The sequence below is a fragment of the Pedobacter planticolens genome, assembly GCF_014172375.1.
GTDB classification, from domain to species: domain Bacteria; phylum Bacteroidota; class Bacteroidia; order Sphingobacteriales; family Sphingobacteriaceae; genus Pedobacter; species Pedobacter planticolens.
This window is the reverse complement of record NZ_WNXD01000001.1, coordinates 560,474-577,707: the sequence shown is the minus strand read 5'-3', so window position 1 is coordinate 577,707 and position 17,234 is coordinate 560,474. Positions and strand designations below refer to the sequence as shown.

The 17,234-nt window shown below is 33.5% G+C and carries 10 protein-coding genes; 2 read left to right on the top strand and 8 right to left on the bottom strand.

Features of this window, described 5'->3' with window-relative positions:
• Positions 1-4: 4 nt before the first annotated feature.
• The 8 genes from GM921_RS02500 to GM921_RS02465 form a co-directional block, all read right to left on the bottom strand.
• Entirely contained in the window at positions 5-2,425 is a 2,421-nt protein-coding gene (locus tag GM921_RS02500; RefSeq protein ID WP_182921034.1) for an ABC transporter permease, read from the bottom strand.
• A gap of 52 nt (positions 2,426-2,477) precedes the next feature.
• Complete coding sequence (locus GM921_RS02495) at positions 2,478-3,161, bottom strand: ABC transporter ATP-binding protein (protein ID WP_182921033.1); 684 nt, start codon at positions 3,159-3,161, stop codon at positions 2,478-2,480.
• Positions 3,162-3,300: 139 nt separating this feature from the next.
• The gene (locus GM921_RS02490; RefSeq protein WP_182921032.1) at positions 3,301-5,670 is read right to left on the bottom strand and encodes an ABC transporter permease; all 2,370 of its coding nucleotides are present in this window, start codon (positions 5,668-5,670) and stop codon (positions 3,301-3,303) included.
• A gap of 55 nt (positions 5,671-5,725) precedes the next feature.
• Positions 5,726-8,119, bottom strand: a complete 2,394-nt coding sequence (locus GM921_RS02485) for an ABC transporter permease (RefSeq protein WP_182921031.1) — start codon at positions 8,117-8,119, stop codon at positions 5,726-5,728.
• 121 nt (positions 8,120-8,240) lie between these two features.
• Positions 8,241-10,610 (bottom strand): ABC transporter permease, encoded by a 2,370-nt coding sequence (locus tag GM921_RS02480; protein ID WP_182921030.1) that lies wholly within the window; start codon positions 10,608-10,610, stop codon positions 8,241-8,243.
• 40 nt (positions 10,611-10,650) lie between these two features.
• Positions 10,651-13,029 (bottom strand): ABC transporter permease, encoded by a 2,379-nt coding sequence (locus GM921_RS02475; protein ID WP_182921029.1) that lies wholly within the window; start codon positions 13,027-13,029, stop codon positions 10,651-10,653.
• A 71-nt stretch (positions 13,030-13,100) separates the two neighbouring features.
• Entirely contained in the window at positions 13,101-13,799 is a 699-nt protein-coding gene (locus GM921_RS02470; protein ID WP_131552954.1) for an ABC transporter ATP-binding protein, read from the bottom strand.
• 131 nt (positions 13,800-13,930) lie between these two features.
• Positions 13,931-15,244, bottom strand: a complete 1,314-nt coding sequence (locus GM921_RS02465; protein ID WP_317170958.1) for an efflux RND transporter periplasmic adaptor subunit — start codon at positions 15,242-15,244, stop codon at positions 13,931-13,933.
• Positions 15,245-15,395: 151 nt separating this feature from the next.
• Here GM921_RS02465 and GM921_RS02460 point away from each other — a divergent pair, with 151 nt between their 5' ends.
• Entirely contained in the window at positions 15,396-15,776 is a 381-nt protein-coding gene (locus tag GM921_RS02460) for an endonuclease domain-containing protein (protein ID WP_182921028.1), read from the top strand.
• Positions 15,777-15,830: 54 nt separating this feature from the next.
• Positions 15,831-17,204 (top strand): sigma-54-dependent transcriptional regulator, encoded by a 1,374-nt coding sequence (locus tag GM921_RS02455; RefSeq protein ID WP_235969761.1) that lies wholly within the window; start codon positions 15,831-15,833, stop codon positions 17,202-17,204.
• Positions 17,205-17,234: the final 30 nt, after the last annotated feature.

The following is a 17,234-nucleotide window of genomic DNA, read 5'->3' as shown; positions in this document are numbered from 1 at the left end:
TACCTTATTCGTATTTCAAGGCATCAACTGGATTATTTACCGCAGCTTTTCTGGCTTGTAAGCTTACTGTAAATACAGCTATCACAACAGACAATAAAGTGGCCATTAAGAAAGGCCAAATTGGCATATCAATCCGGTAGGCAAATCCTTCTAGCCATTTACGAGTTAAAATAAAAGCAATGGGCCAGCTAATTAAATTTGCGATAATTACTAGTATCAAAAATGATCGATTTAACATATTAATTACTTGAAAATTTGATGCGCCTAGTATTTTCCTAATTGCTATTTCCTTAGTTTTTCGTTTTGCTATAAAGGCTGACAGGGCAAATAGACCTAATAAGGAAAGGATAACTGAGATTACGCTAAATAAAACTATAATTTGCATTTGCCTGCGTGTAGCTTTTAATTCGTTTTGAAAGGCATCTTCAACTGCAATATATCTCATCGGAAAAGCTGGATATAATTCTTTCCATATCCCTTCTATTGCTTTCATTGCTGGTTTATAATTTTCGCTCTCAAATCTTATTAATAGGTTATTGGTATTTGATGATCCGCCCAAATGCGTAACCTTATAAATAGTTGGTAAAACGGCTTTATCAAACCCTTCGTTATTATAATCTTTAATTACTCCAACTACCTGAAAAACATTTGTTCCCTTAAAGGTTTTGTATTGTTTACCAACCATATTTTTTCCTAGTAGTCTTTCTGCGGATTGGTTGATTACCACACTATTGATGGTGTCTTGACCGTATGCTCTTGAAAAAATTCGACCTTTTACTACTTGTACCCCCAATGCAGGCAAAGCATCCATAGTTACGGTTACTGTATTGAGGTCGTATTTTTGATTATTAAATGTAATTTCATTCGAAAAATTAAATGTGTTACCCATTACTTGTGTGGTTGTAGCTACATATTTTACACCTGTAACTCGTTTTACCCTTTCACCAAATGGATCTCCATCATTATAGTTTGTCGAGATATTAATTAGCTTATCTCTATTAAAACCTAAATCTTTATTGGCTACATAACTGGTTTGTTGCTGCATTACTCCTATGCCAATAATAAAGGTAACGGCAATAATAAATTGTACGATTACCAATCCGTTTCTTAATGCGATGCCTTTAAATCCGTTTTCGTAATTTCCTTTCAATACTTTGACGGGGTTATATTTTGATAACATCCACGCGGGATAAAAGCCTGCTAATAGTGTGATGAATATAAATAAGCCAACTAATTGGAACAGCATGGATAGTAATTGCTTACTATGCCAAAAGCTTAATTGTACATCGAATTGGTTGCTAAATGCGGGCAGTAAAATCTCTACTAAAATTACGCAGATAAATAAAGATGCTAATGTTTGTATAGCAGATTCGAGCAAAAACTGAATAACCAATTGCTTTTTATAAGCGCCTAAAACTTTCTTAACTCCAACTTCTTTTGCTCTTTGTACGGATTGCGCAGTTGATAAATTCACAAAGTTGATAATTGATACCAATAACAGAAATATGGAAAGCGCAATTATTGGTTTAATCTTATCTAGCCAGCTTGGAGTAAGTGATGGGGTTGAATATACTTCTTGAAGTGGAACTATTTTTAAGCCTGGCGTTTTACCATTTTTATAATAGTCTTTAAAATCAATTCCTTTTTGATCAACAATTGTTCTTTTTTTATAGTCGACATATACTTTTTGCAACACTTTATTTACTGCCGTTGTATCTAATTTTTGCGCTGCTAAAGCATATACTTCACAATGATTAGTGTTACTTATCTGATCTGGATCTTGTTCTCGTTCTCCTGAATGTAAAATAGCATTAAAGTTTACGCTTTGCGGGGTTGACGGATCTTCTACAACACCTGTAACGGTAACCATTCTTCCTTCATCTGTTCGCCACATGAGTAGTTTTAACTGCTTGCCCAAGACTTTCTCTGTTCCAAAAAGCTTTAAGGCTACACTTCTTTTTAACACAATTGTATTTGGCGTACTAATAGCTGTTAACTGATCTCCTTGAACGAATTTGTAAGGAAAAACCTTGAAAAATAGTGAGTCGGCATCTCTAATATCTTTAATAAGTATGGGATCTGCGTTAGCTAATTTCACAGAATATCCATCCCCCCAGCTTATCCCTACTTTGGTTACCTGTTTAAATTGAGGTACTTTATTTGTCACTAAAGCACCTACTCTCGATTCGACAGATTCCATCCAATGTTGTTGATTGTCTGGTGTGAAAGAATCATGATGTTCTCTTATTTGATAAACTTTATCTAAATCTGGGTTCCATTTATCGTAATTAGTTTCATGATTAATGAATAACAATAAAAGTACAAAGGCTGTTAATCCAAGTGCTAAACCACCAATATTTATGGCTGCATAAACTTTGTTTTTAAATAAATTACGCAGGGCGATTTTTAAGTTGAGTTTAAACATAGTTGGTTGGTTTATTAGGTTTTTGGATGTTTGGTTGGTTAGTTGATTAGGCTTAACCGTTAACTGAAACGTCTTCTTTAATTACTCCATCTTCTATTGTTAAAATTCGATTACCGTATTGTGCATTTTTTTCTGAGTGTGTAACTTGAAGAATGGTGATATTTTCTTCTTGATTTAGTTTTTTAAATAAATCCATTATTTGTTCTGCTTGTGCAGATTGTAGGTTTCCAGTTGGTTCATCTGCCAAAATAATAGATGGCTGCGCAACTAATGCTCTTGCAATACCTACTAATTGTTGTTGTCCGCCGGAGAGTTGGTTGGGGAATAGATCTTTTTTTGCCACCATGTTAAAGCGATCTAAAACATCCGCTATGCGACTTTTACGCTCGGCTCCAGGAATTTTCTTATACAATAGAGGCGCTTCGATATTTTCGGCAACTGTCATTTCATCAATTAAATGGTACGCTTGAAACACAAAACCAATATGATTACGATATAACTCTATTCTTTGTCGCTCTTTCATTGCTGTTACATCTTCTCCCATAAAATGGTATTCGCCATAGGTTGGTTCTTCGAGCATACCTAAAATATTTAACAGGGTTGATTTTCCGGCACCAGATGGGCCCATGATGGAAACAAATTCGCCTTGTTTAATACTGGTTGTTACGTGACGAAGGATGTAACTTTTTACACCTTTGTTTGCGTAGTATTTTTCTATGTTTTTAAGTTCGATCATACCCCAAACCCCTAAAGGGGCTTTACCCCTCGATACCTAAAAGCATCGAGGTACGTTAATTTATTAGTTTATTTATATAATTTAAGTTATGCTTTCCCACCTTATTATTCCTCCCCCTTGGAGAGGTTATGTGGGGCATTTATTCATATTTAAGTGCATCGACGGGATTTGATTTTACTGCTTTTTGAGCTTGAATGCTTACAGTAATTACTGTTAGACAAATTGTAATTAATGCACTTAGCGCAAAAGGAAGTATTGGCATTTCTATTCGATATGCGAATGTTTCTAGCCATTTTTTAGTTAAAATGTAAGCTAATGGCCAAGAAATTAAGTTGGCTATAACTACTATTGCAAAGAATGAAGTATTTAACAGCTTCAGGATTTGAATATCGCTTGCGCCTAATATTTTTCGTACTGCGATCTCTTTCATCCGCCCGTTGGTGATGTATTTTGCAAAGGCGAAAAGGCCTAAAATAGCAATGAAAATGGTTAGTATCGCGGCTGCGAAAAATATAGATTGTAATTGTTCTTGTTTTTTGAAAAGCTTGCCATACAATTCATCTAAAAATTGATAACGAAAATCTTCTCCATCCAATTTATTGATAGTTGACCACTGTGATTTTAAATTGGCTAAGGCTTCGGTCATTTTACTTTCTTCTATTTTAAGCATGATTTGTGTTTTATAACCTCCGCAAGGATCTTTAATAGTATAAATTGTGGGCTGAATGGCAGTTTCGAAGCCTTGCGTTTTAAAATCTTTAATCACACCAATTATTTTATAATCGATATTGCAGCCTCTAATGGTTTGTCCGATAGGGTTTTTAATTCCGTATTTAGCTACGGCACTTTCATTTATAACAGCAGAATTTATGGTATCTGTTTTAAATTCATTTGAGAAAAGGCGCCCTTCTTTTAGTTTAATTTCAAGCGTTTCGAAATAGTCGAAGTCTACATCTACAAAATCAATATTTGCTTTTATACCATTTGCTGTGTAGTTATTTATTCCATTTATACCACCAGGTATAAATGTGGCTACAGTTGCCGATTTAATTCCAGGAATTTTAAGGATCTTTTCTCTAACTGGTTCGAACTTGATAGGATCGTTAAAAATTGAAATATTTTTAATGTAAACTACTTGATTTGCTGTAAAACCAAGATCTTCTTTACTCATATATTTCAGTTGCGAATTGATAATGAATAAACCAATGATGAAAACTACGGCAACACTGAACTGAAAAACTAGCAATCCATTACGTAACCAATAGCTTTGTTTACTGGTAGAGAAGTTTCCCTTTAAAACCACCGCGGGTTTAAAACCTGACAAAATCATTGCTGGATAAATACCCGCAATAAGGGTAATTACTCCTAAAATTAACGGCAACTGCCAATACAAACCATTATTGATATGCCAAATAGATAGGTGGGTTTGAAACAAATTATTAAAGTTTGGCAATACCAATTCTGCTAAAATTAAGGCCAAAATAGTAGCTGCAAAACATTGCATAAATATCTCGACCAAAAACTGTGTTGTTAATTGAAATCGATAAGCGCCCAGTACTTTTTTAACGCCAACTTCTTTGGCACGTTTTGTTGCCTGAGCAATACTTAAATTGGTAAAATTAATAGAGGCAATAACCAAAATTAGAACCCCTAAAACAGAAAGTGCTATTAATGTTTTGTAAGGTGCATCATTACCAGCTTTTGGTTTTAAATGCAGGTTTGAAAGCGGGTCTAAAAAGGTAGAAATTCCTTTTACTTCATCAATTCTTTTACCTGCTTTACTTTTTAGTAATTCTGCTTGGTATAAATTAGTGATTTTTTGCTCGAGATTTACCACTTGTGTTTCAGGCTTTACCTGTACGCAGATGGTGTAATCGTTCATATCATAGTTATCGTTCTTACCTAATTCGTTGGCGATGGAAACACCATCGAAAGTAAAGTTCGAATGCAAGTTATTTTTTATCGAACCGGCTATTATTCCTGTGATCCCTGAATTACTCGCTCCAAATCCAACCATTTCGGGCTTATTATCTTTTTTATTTGGAAAAAGCGTTTTCATGCTTTCATTACTCAAATAAGTAAGTCTTTCTACATCTCCAGCTGGTTTTATTAGACCACCATTTGGATTTATATTGAGAATTTTGGCCGCATTATAATCAGCTGCTAGAATTTTATTTGTAAAAAGTGTGTTCTTTCCATTTTTAATGGTGAGCTCAAAAGAACCTTCCTTTACCAAACCAGCCGACTCAACTTCGGGGAAATTTTGTTTAATGGCTTTTGCAAATGGAGCAGCGGTGTAATACGTTTTAAATTCTGGATAGGTTATACCAACAACATAAATATTATCGTAGTTCGGATTTTCCTTATCAAAACTTGTTTCATACGTAGCATACATCATTACTAAAATAAATGCTGATAAAGCCACGGCCAATCCACCAACATTAATAGCAGTTATTGTTCTGTTTTTCCAAAGGTTTCGCAATGCGATTTTTAGGTTTAATTTGAACATCTTTTAGTATTTAGTAGTTAGTACAATGTATTTAGAAACCTCTGAGTTTCTTAAATTACTCGTATTTCAAGGCATCAATTGTATTGGCTTTTGCAGCTCTATAACTTCTTAGTGTAACTGTTATAATGGTGATGGACATTGATATTAACATTGCAAAAATGAAAGGCCAAATGCTTAAATCAATGCGATATTCGAAGCCAGCCAACCAGTTTTTAACAAAGATGTAAGCGACTGGCCAGGCCACCATATTGGCAATTAACACCATCCACAGAAATGAGTTATTTAGCATTTTGATTAACTCTAAGTTTGATGCTCCTAAAACCTTGCGAATGGCAATTTCTTTGGTGCGTTGCGTTGCTACAAAGGAAATCAGACCAAACAACCCAATAAAGGAAATGAAAATTACTACACTTGCGAAAACCTTAAAAAGTGTTCCCATAATTTGTTCTGTTTCATAAAAACCTTTTAAGTTTTCATCGAAGAATTCATTTTCATACACATAATCTGGAAACATGGTATTAAAAGTGCTTTCTACCTGTTTCATCGTATTACCTATATCTGCAACGTCTAATTTTATGGCTATACCTCTGTAATTGCTTTTTCTAGAGAACATAGCCATAGGAGCTATTTTTTCGTGAAGTGAATAATTATTGAAATCTTTAACCACACCTACAATTGGACCTTTTCCGCCCCATAGCGTCATTATTTTACCAATAGCCTCATTTGGATTTTTGACATTCAGCTTTTTAATCAATGTTTCGTTTACCACAAATTCTTTAATGGTATCGCTCTTTGCTATTGGTCTGCCAGCTATAAGTTGCAAACCAAATGTTTTAAAATAAGCTTCATCTACAGCTTTAACATTAGCTTGAAAATCTACCCTTTTGGAGCTATTATAAGTAAAACTAGTTTCGTTATTACTATCAGACGATGGAGCGGCAGAGCAAAAACTAATGTTTTTTACACCTTTAATGCCACTTAATCTTTCTTTGAATCCATTATATTTTAACTTACTTAAACTGTCTTGTGGTAAGCTAACCAGTGAAATGGCTTGTGTATCAAAACCTAGAGATTTATTACGGATAAAACTCATTTGTTTAATTACTACCAATGTACCTATGATTAGAATTGCAGTAATTGCAAATTGCACAACTACTAAGGTTTTACGCAAACCTACTCCTCCAGCGTTTGCTGTAACTTTATTTTTAATGGCCAATGCAGGGCTAAAACCCGACATAATTAAGGCTGGGTATAATCCCGCTAGGAAACTTACCACCACCAACATAACCAATAAGAATACAAAAATAATTGGGTGACCAAATAGACTAAAAGTAACATCGCCACCAAATAGATTTTCCATTTTTGGCAAAGTTAATTCTGATAAAACACAGGCTAATAAAAGTGCTATAAAAGTAATTAAAGCTGTTTCACTTAAAAATTGCCATATCAATTGCTTGCGCCTGCTGCCCATAACTTTGCGTACACCAACCTCTTTGCTCCTACTAATTGCTTGTGCAGTTGCCAAATTAATAAAGTTGATACAAGCCGTTAAAAGCAAGAACAAACCAATGATTACCAAACCAATAATTTGTTTGTAGGGCATATACTTATTGGCAAAATTCCCATAATTATCATTATGATGAATGGTTTTTAATGGTTGAACAGTGTGACCAACTTTACCTGAGGCATCTTTATCATTTTCATATTTATTTAGAAATTGTTGTATAGGTTTATCCAATTCACTAAGTAGAACACCTTTTTTTAACAACACATAACATTCCCAACTTGAAGAAACAGAGCCCCAATCTTTACTGTTTTTTGAGTTAAAACTAACGTAACTAAAAATGATTTCTAATGGGAAACTGCTGTTTTGTGGATTATCTTTTATAATACCAGTTACTTTAAAATCGGTTTTATTGTCCAGAATTAAAGTATTGCCTATCGCTTTGCGCCAATCGCCGAAGTAAGTATTAGCTGCTTTTTCTGATAGTACAACTGTATTTGGTGCAGTTAGCGATTGATTGGGATTTCCCGCTAGCCATTTATAATCGAATATTTCGAAAAATGAGGGCTCTGCATAATATATTGATTCCGATTTTTTAACTTCGGCTTTGCCAGGTAATGCTTTAGCTTTAACAATTCCACTACTTTGTTGTATAGCTGCAACTTTTTCAAATTGCGAGAAATCGTTTCTAACTGCTGCTGGCAAAGGTAGAGGAACACCTTGAGAATAAAATTCGTTTCCATCTGCATATTTCCAAGAAGTAACCATACGATAGATTCTATCGCCATTGGCATAATCTTTATCGAAGCTCAATTGATACCTCACAAAAATAAAAATGAGTATGCAGCTTGCTAGGCCAATTGCTAGGCCAAAAACATTTATTGAGGTATATCCTTTGTATTTCCAAAGGTTGCGAAGGGCAATTTTTAAGTTTAATTTGAACATAGCTGGGTTACGGGTTATGTGTTATAAGTTGCGGGTAATGACGTATATTAATTCACTAATTTTATTTATAGGTTTAAAGTTTGCGCTCAGGCTTGCAACCTGTAACACGCAACACAAAACCTTATTCGTATTTTAAGGCATCTATTGGGTTTGCTTTTGCAACTTTAATAGATTGGATGCTAACAGTTAAAACAGCAATTATAACTGAGATAATGATAGCCAATGCAAAAGGCAAAAATGAAATGGGTACTCGATATTCAAAAGCAGAAAGCCATTTATTAATAATAATATAAGCTAGTGGGAAAGCGATGATATTGGCTATTGCAACCAACTTGATAAAATCTTTATTCAACAACGTGAGGATATTACCTGTACTTGCGCCTAAAACTTTTCTGATACTGATTTCTTTTTTACGTTGTTCAGCCATAAATAGGGCTAAACCAAGTAAACCTAGGCAAGAAATAAAAATGGCGAAACCCCCGAACCAGTTAGAAAGTGTGCCTAGCAACTTTTCATCCTGAAACTTAGCTTCGAAAGATTCGTTTACGAATTTGCGATTAACAGGATAATTAGGTTCCATTTCTTTAACCAATGCATCTATTTTTTCTAATGATGAACTTATATTTTGATTTGGGTTTAAGCGAGCGATGATCATATTGGAACCCCAAGTAGAACTCGGAAAAAATATCATTGGGGCTACTTTTTGATAAGCACTTTCTACCACAAAATCTTTAATTACACCCACATTTATTCTTTCATTACCCCAATGTCTAATTTTAGCTCCAACAGGGTTTTTAAGTTTCATCATTTTAACTGCAGCTTCATTCAACATGACACTATTAGTATCGTTAGCAGCATTTATTAAAAATTCTCTTCCAGCAACAAGTTCTGTACCTATTGTTTTTATAAAATCACTCCCAATTCCTCTGTTATTAAATGAAATAACATCATTAGGATTTTTACCTTCCCATTCTACATCTGTTGTATTATTTCCGCTCTCAGTTATATCATTACTAAAAAAAGTTACTTTGGTTGTTGCTCCTGATGCCAATAGTTGAGTTTTAAGTAACTCTAACTTTTTATTATCAGCCATTTTACCTTGTATTGCTATTTGTACCAAATTAGATTGATCATAACCAATTGGTTTATTTTTAACGTAATTAAGTTGTTGATAAATTACAGCTGTACAAATAATTAAACATGCGGCAAAAACAAATTGCCCTACTACTAATACTTTCCTCACAGAAACTGATGAATCTGTTTTAATTTTGAAACCTTTTAATACTTTAATCGGCTCAAAAGAAGATAAGTATAGTGCAGGGTAACTGCCTGCAATAAACCCAGTGAAAATCATTAAAGCAAAAAGTGTTATCCAAAACCCACTATTATTGTAATCAATAACTAACTTAATATTTAATAGATTATTAAAATATGGCAAACTGATTTCAACCAATATAAAAGCTAAAACGGTAGAGATAAATGTGATGAGTATGGATTCTAAAAAAAACTGACTAATTAATGATTTGCGGCTTGAACCAATCGCCTTACGGACACCAACCTCTTTTGCTCTGCCTTCAGAACGAGCAGTGGATAAATTCATGAAGTTTACACAAGCGATTAACAAAATGCAAAAGGCAAGTAATAGGAATATTTTAAGTTGATCTATTTTACCACCTACAGATTTACCATTTTCAAAATCGCTATATAAATGCCACTTAGTTAATGGATGTAATATAGCTTCTGCCAAATTATCCTTTTGATTTCTTTTGTAAATACCTAACATTGAAGCATTTGCGGCTGCAAAAAATTTATTATCTTGCAATTGCACAAATGTTAAACACATATTATTACCCCAATTGCCTTCTTTAGCCCAAGTTTCAGTTTTTTCGAACAACGCCCATGGCATGATACAATCAAAAATAATACTGCTATTGTTTGGAATATCCTCAATTACAGCTTCAACATTTAAAACTTCTTGATTTTCTAATTTTACTGTTTTATTAATAGGGTCTTCGTTACCAAATAATTTTTGGGCGAAAGATTTGGTAAGGATGATAGAATTTACGTTTTTTAAAACCTGTGTTTCATTACCTTTAATAAATTTATAGTCTAATATTTTGAGATATGCTTGGTCTGCAAAAACAGCTTTACTACTTAATTTATTCTCGCCAACAGTAATTAGCTTTGCTCTTGGATAAGTAGAATGTGATGCATATTTAACGCCAGGGATTTTTTCTTGCACTTCTTTAGCCATGACATTTGGGGTCCATGCCCAGCTAAAAATTTTACCATTTGCTGGTGCATTTTGATAAACTATATATGTTTTGTCGTTATTGGTAAATTGTTTATCGTAGCTCCACTCATAAGCTACGTAAATTAACAACACCATGCAGCTAGCCAAACCAATAGCTAAGCCGCCAATATTTATAAGAGAAAAACCTTTATTCTTCCAAAGGTTTCGCAATGCGATTTTTAAGTTTAATTTGAACATCTTTTCTTAGTAGTTAGTACATAGTATTTAGACCTGTATACTATTCGTATTTCAATGCATCAACCGGGTTAGCTTTGGCCGATTTATACGCTTGAAAGCTTACAGTTATCAATGCCATTGCTAAAGTTCCAAATGCCGCTAATAGCATAATCCACCAATTTATTTCGGTATGGAATTCAAATTTCGATAACCATTTTCCCATCGCATAATAGCTTAATGGAACAGCAATAATAATTGCTACAACTATCATTTTGACGAAGGATAATGAAAGCAATTGCATCAAATTAGTAACAGATGCACCAAGTACTTTACGCACACCAAATTCCTTAGTACGCTGTTCTGCACTGTAGGCAACTAAACCAAATAAACCCAAACAAGAAACAAAAATTGCTAATCCGCCGAAAAGGTTCGATAAAATACCTAGTGTTTTTTCAGAATTATATTTCTCTAAATAAATTGAATTTAAGAACTTAATATCGGTTGGATATGCAGGATTAACTTGTTTTGTGATTTCGGTAATTGTAGCAATGTTTTGTGCTATTGAGTTTGCTTCATTTAAGCGCATAGTAATTGTTCCCGTTCTGTTTGGGTCAAAAAATACAATCACAGGATTATTTGATTGATAAGGAGAATCCCATACATAATCATCAAAAACACCAACAATAGTATATTTGTCATCAAATATTGTAACTGTTTTGCCAATAGGATTAGTATAACCAAATACTTTTAGGGCTGTAGCACTAATCAATACGCCAGCAGAATCTGATGCGAAATTCTTAGAAAAATCTCTTCCCTCTTTTAATTTAATTCCATTGGTTTTAATGAAATCATAAGTAGTTGCTACTTGATTAAACAATTGTGTATTTAATGGTTTAGCCATTCCCTCCCACTTAACATCCATGAAATTTTGCCCACGATGTGATAAACCTACTGATGATTGAGACACAGCCTTCACAGCTCCAGACTTCAATAGTTGAGATTTAACAACCTCGAACTTTGTTTTTAACTCGCCATCTTGCGGAATCTCTACAAGCGCATTAACATCAATTCCCATTGGTCTATTTTTTATAAACTGTATTTGACGATAAATAACCATTGTAGAAATAATCAACACAATTGCAAAACAAAACTGTCCTACAACAAGCACTTGCCTTAAGTTGATGGCTAAAATTCCACCAGATTTTATCCTCTTTTTTAAAGTTTGGATAGGATTAAATGCCGACAAGTAAAATGCAGGATAACTTCCAGCAATTAAACCAGTTAAGAATACTATTCCTAAAATCCACATCCAGCTTGATGCACTAAAATATCCAATACTTAACTTAATGTTTAAGAGATTGTTAAAGGTGGGCAAGAAAATTTCTAAGAGAGCAATTGCAACAATTACAGCAATGAAAGTTAACACCATTGATTCTGTTAAAAATTGCATAATTAATGAAACTCTATTTGCACCAATCGTCTTTTTTATACCTACTTCTTTTGCACGTTTCTCTGATTTTGCCGTAGCCATATTCATAAAATTGATACAGGCAATCATCAAAATACCAAATGCCAATGCTACAAATAGATAAATTTGCTCAATATCACCGCCAACATTTACCCCATTTTCAAACTTACCATATAGATGAAGCTTGCTTAATGGGTAAAGGAAATAAGGCTGATTTGCTTGCTCTAAATGTGTTTTTACTACTTTATCTATTTTTTCATTAACCCTAGTTACATCTGTATTTGGATCTAATAAAGCCATAGTAACAAAACTGAAATTTCCCCAATTAAGCTCTTTTGCGCTGGCATCAACCATCTCGTAAAAAGCCCAAGGCATTAGATAATCAAATTTTAAGGTTGCAGAAGTATTATCAGGCAAATCTTTAATTACTGCAGAGACAGTCAAATCTTCTTTATCTTGATATTTAACAACCCTATTTAACACTTGCGTAGAGCCAAATAACACTTTCGCGGTGCTTTCTGTAAGAATTACCGATTTAGGATTTTGCATCGCAGTTGCTGCATTACCTACTATATATTGGTAATCAAACAATTTGAGTATTTCTGGTTCAGCAAATTTTCCGAGTTTTTTAAAACTATTTTCCCCAACAGCAATCAATGCCTTTTTGAGGTAATTCATTCTAGCTAAATGCTTAATTTCTGGAATTTCTTCTTTTAACAATGGTCCAAGTGCCGTTGTAGAACCCTCAAACGTATTAGAAACTTTTCCATTATCCCCTGGAATATTGGTCATTACGGTATAAACGTTTTCTGAATTCTTAGATTCTTTATCGAAATTCAACTCGTAAGTAACATATAAAAGCAACATTAAACATGCAGCTAGTCCAATAGCCAAGCCAATTACATTTATAAATGAAGAAGTTTTATTCTTCCACAAGTTGCGCAAAGCGATTTTTAAGTTGAGTTTAAACATTTGTGTTGTGGGTTATGTGTTACGAGTTATGAGCCCAGACTGACAACTGGAAACTCATAACTGGCAACTGATTAAATCAATTCTTCCGTTCTTCCTTTGTTAATTTTCTCAGAAATTACATGACCATCTTTCAGGTTAATGATTCTGTTCGAGAAACTTGCATCATGACTAGAGTGTGTAACCATCACGATAGTTGTTCCCGTTTCATTTAACTCACAAAGCAATTCCATTACTTCATTACCATGTGTACTATCCAAATTTCCAGTTGGCTCATCGGCTAAAACTAATTTTGGTTTGGTTACTAAAGCTCTTGCAACAGCCACACGTTGTTGCTGACCACCTGATAATTGTTGAGGAAAATGACCAGAACGATTTACAATATTCATTCGTCCGATAATTTCATTCACCAGTTTTTTACGTTCACCTGCCGGAACTTTGTTATAAATTAAAGGCAATTCGATGTTTTCGAATACGGTCAACTCATCAATTAAATTGAAGTTTTGAAATACAAATCCCATATTTCTTTTTCTAAAATTTGAACGTTCTCTATCATTTAACGTTAAAAGCTCTGTTTCTATAAATTTATAACTACCACTTTCAGGTTTATCCAAAAGTCCCATAACATTTAACAAAGTTGATTTCCCGCAACCCGAAGGTCCCATAATAGAAACAAATTCGCCTTCTTTTACATGAAGATTAATACCATTTAATGCAGTAGTTTCTATTTCTTCTGTTTTGTAAACTTTTTCCAGATTTTCAATTTTTATCATAATAATTGTTGTAAGGTTTTAATGTTGTAAAGTTGAAACGTTGTCAAATCTCACATCTCAATACTCATATTTTTTAAAAGTTGGTGCTCCGATCAACGCACCTGATACGGAGCTTAACCAACCTAAATTTTCTATTTATTAATTTCTATTACATCGTATTGGTTAAACTGATCATATGATGAAGTAATTACTTCTTCGTCTTTCTGCAATCCTTCTAATACTTCATAATACAAGTAGTTTTTTCGTCCAATTTTCACATTTCGTTTACTAGCTTTTCCATCTTTTACAACAAATACCCAACTTCCGCCAGTACTTTGGAAGAACTGTCCTTGTGCTAATAAAAGTGATTTACTATTATCTGATAAAGTCAATTTTACTTGCATCGATAAACCACGTCTTAATTCGTCTGGCGATTTGCCTTCAAATGATAATTCTACTTGAAACTGACCAGCAATAATTTCTGGAATTACCTTTCTAACCGTAAGTGAATACGTTTTTCCATTGAATTCACATTGAGCCGTTTGTCCTTCTTTTACACGGTTGAGATAATATTCATCAACACCAGCTTGTAATTTATATCCTTGCAAAACATCAATTTTACCCAACATTTCATTTGCTCCATATGATTTTCCGATGATAGGATCATAGGATGATAAACGACCTGAAACTGGTGCTTTAATCGTCATGTTTTCGATATTTTGTCTAATCGTTTGCAAACTTTCATTCATTCTCGAAATAGAAACCTCTATTTGCTGCAATTGCATTACACGACTTTGATTTTCTTGTTTAACCGCTTGTTTTAATAACGCTTTTCTACCTTGATAATATTCATAATCTTGACTCGAAGTATTAAATTCTTCTTTAGTGATTACCTTTTTTGAAAATAAAGCACTATCAATTTTATATTTTCGGGTTGATGTTCTTAAGCTATTCTCAATGTCCATCATATCTTGGCTCATTATCCTCTGATTAGTTTCTAAATCCAATCTTAACTTGCGCAATTGATTAATCTGTTCTGTAATGCTAGTTTCGCTTGAAGTATAATTCGATAATGCATTTGGATTAGCAATTCTTAGCAATGGAGTTCCGGCAACAACTGTAGCGCCATTCTCTGTAAAAATCTGTGCAACCGTTCCACCTTCAGATGAACTTACAATAACGGATGTTAATGGTACAACACTTGCGTTTAGCAAAACCACATCCTCAAAATCGCCATATTGCACTTTGCTAATTGTAATTTTATCAGCCTCTGCTTTATAAACTTTACTTAAGGATAAACTGTATCCATAAGCTACTAACCCGATAAAAACTATTGTACCAACAATAATTAGTATTGTTTTCTTATTAAATCTTTTTTTCTGTACTACTTTGTCCATGTGGATATATGCTGTTAATGCTATGCCTTTTGCCAAGTTTGTGCCAAGAGCGAGATAAATTTTAATCACCTGTAAATCAGTTAATTAAAATTAATACGCAAAATATTATGTTCAATATCGAACAGTAGCTGTACATCATCGAACAGTTTCAATTAATTTTACCTCATCCGGCTTTCAGCCACCTTCTCCATATGGAGAAGGATTAAATATGATTCATACTATGAAAGATTACAATGAGAATTTATTTAAAGGTGCGAATGCTAAACAATTTGAATTCTCAAAAGAATTACGTCAAAGACATACTAAACCTGAGGAAATTATTTGGGAGATTTTAAGAAATAGGAGATTAAATGGATTAAAATTTAGAAGGCAACATCCAATAGTTAATTACATTGCAGATTTCTATTGTCATGAAATAAAATTAGTTATAGAAATTGATGGTAAAATTCATAATTCTAGAGAAAATAAGGAATATGATAACGAGCGAAACAAGGAATTAAAAGAAGAAGGGATTACCACCTTAAGGTTTACAAATGAAGAGGTATTAAACAAGTTACCTAACGTTATAGAAAAGGTAAAAGATTTTATAATACACTTGTAAGCCCCTCTCTTCAAGGAGAGGGGTTTGGGGTGGTGAGGTTTTAAATTTAAAGATATGATGATAGATGCCAATATTTTAGTAATTGATGATGACGATGACATCCTGTTAAGTGCTAGGCTTTTTTTAAAGCAGCATTTTAATCAAATACTTACTTGTAAATCTCCACGAGAAATTAATGTATTGTTAAGTAAAAATGAGGTTGATATCATTTTGCTAGATATGAATTATCAAAAAGGCGCAAGTGATGGTCGTGAGGGATTGTATTGGTTAGAACATATTTTATCTATCGACAAAGATTACGTGGTAATTCTTATGACTGCTTTCGGAAATGTAGAATTAGCAGTTCAGGCCATAAAAAAAGGAGCAACAGATTTTATACTCAAACCTTGGGAAAACGAAAAATTGTATGCAACGCTTTCTGCAGCTACTAGATTAAGGCAATCGAACAAAAAAGTTAAAAAATTAGAGAAAATCCATACCTCAATGCAAAGTGATATGGCTCGGAAATTTGAACATATTGTGGGTAACAATGATAGTGTGCAACAGCTTCAAAAAACCTTAATAAAAGTAGCCCCTACCGATGCTAATGTTTTAATTTTAGGCGAAAATGGTACTGGAAAACAGGTTTTTGCGTATGAACTGCATAAAAACTCATTAAGAAGAAAGCAGATTTTTATGCATGTTGATTTAGGTTCCTTAAATGAAAATTTATTCGAAAGTGAGCTTTTTGGTTATGCAAAAGGTGCTTTTACCGATGCAAGAGAAGATAAACCTGGTCGTTTTGAAATGGCAGATGGTGGTACAATTTTCTTAGATGAAATTGGAAATCTTTCTTTACCGCTACAAGCCAAATTATTAAGTGTTTTACAAAATCGAACTGTTACTCGTTTAGGCGAAAGTAAAGAACGAAAAATTGATGTTCGTTTAATTAGCGCCACAAATATGCCATTAAATGAAATGGTTGCAAAAGGCACTTTTAGACAAGATTTATTATTCCGCATTAATACGGTAGAATTGCTTTTACCTCCTTTACGTCAACGAGGTAATGATATTGTGCTTTTAGCCTATCATTTTTTGCAAGTTTTTAGTAGTAAGTATCATAAAGCAATCAAAAATATTACTGCTAAAGCCGAGCAAACTTTGCTTAACTACAGTTGGCCAGGAAATATTCGCGAGTTACAACATGTAATAGAAAGAGCCATAATTATGACCGATGGACTAGAAATTACTGAAAATGATTTGCAATTATCTCCACAAAAATTTGGTAATCAAGGAGTTTTACAAGCAGATATGCCTTTAGAAGAAATGGAAAAAATGATGGTAAATAAAGCGATAGAAAAGCATAAAGGCAATATTTCTAGAGCCGCAGCCGAATTGGGTTTAACTCGTGCCGCCTTATATCGCAGAATTGAGAAATTTGGACTTTAAAAACTTCTATATTTAAACAACTAATTTTCG

Excerpts from the sequence above, each read along its gene's own strand:
- GM921_RS02495 (WP_182921033.1), bottom strand. The coding sequence starts at position 3,161 with ATGATCGAACTTAAAAACATAGAAAAATACTACGCAAACAAAGGTGTA.
- GM921_RS02490 (WP_182921032.1), bottom strand. The coding sequence starts at position 5,670 with ATGTTCAAATTAAACCTAAAAATCGCATTGCGAAACCTTTGGAAAAAC.
- GM921_RS02485 (WP_182921031.1), bottom strand. The coding sequence starts at position 8,119 with ATGTTCAAATTAAACTTAAAAATTGCCCTTCGCAACCTTTGGAAATAC.
- GM921_RS02475 (WP_182921029.1), bottom strand. The coding sequence starts at position 13,029 with ATGTTTAAACTCAACTTAAAAATCGCTTTGCGCAACTTGTGGAAGAAT.
- GM921_RS02500 (WP_182921034.1), bottom strand. The coding sequence starts at position 2,425 with ATGTTTAAACTCAACTTAAAAATCGCCCTGCGTAATTTATTTAAAAAC.
- GM921_RS02470 (WP_131552954.1), bottom strand. The coding sequence starts at position 13,799 with ATGATAAAAATTGAAAATCTGGAAAAAGTTTACAAAACAGAAGAAATA.
- GM921_RS02460 (WP_182921028.1), top strand. The coding sequence starts at position 15,396 with ATGAAAGATTACAATGAGAATTTATTTAAAGGTGCGAATGCTAAACAA.
- GM921_RS02480 (WP_182921030.1), bottom strand. The coding sequence starts at position 10,610 with ATGTTCAAATTAAACTTAAAAATCGCATTGCGAAACCTTTGGAAGAAT.
- GM921_RS02455 (WP_235969761.1), top strand. The coding sequence starts at position 15,831 with ATGATGATAGATGCCAATATTTTAGTAATTGATGATGACGATGACATC.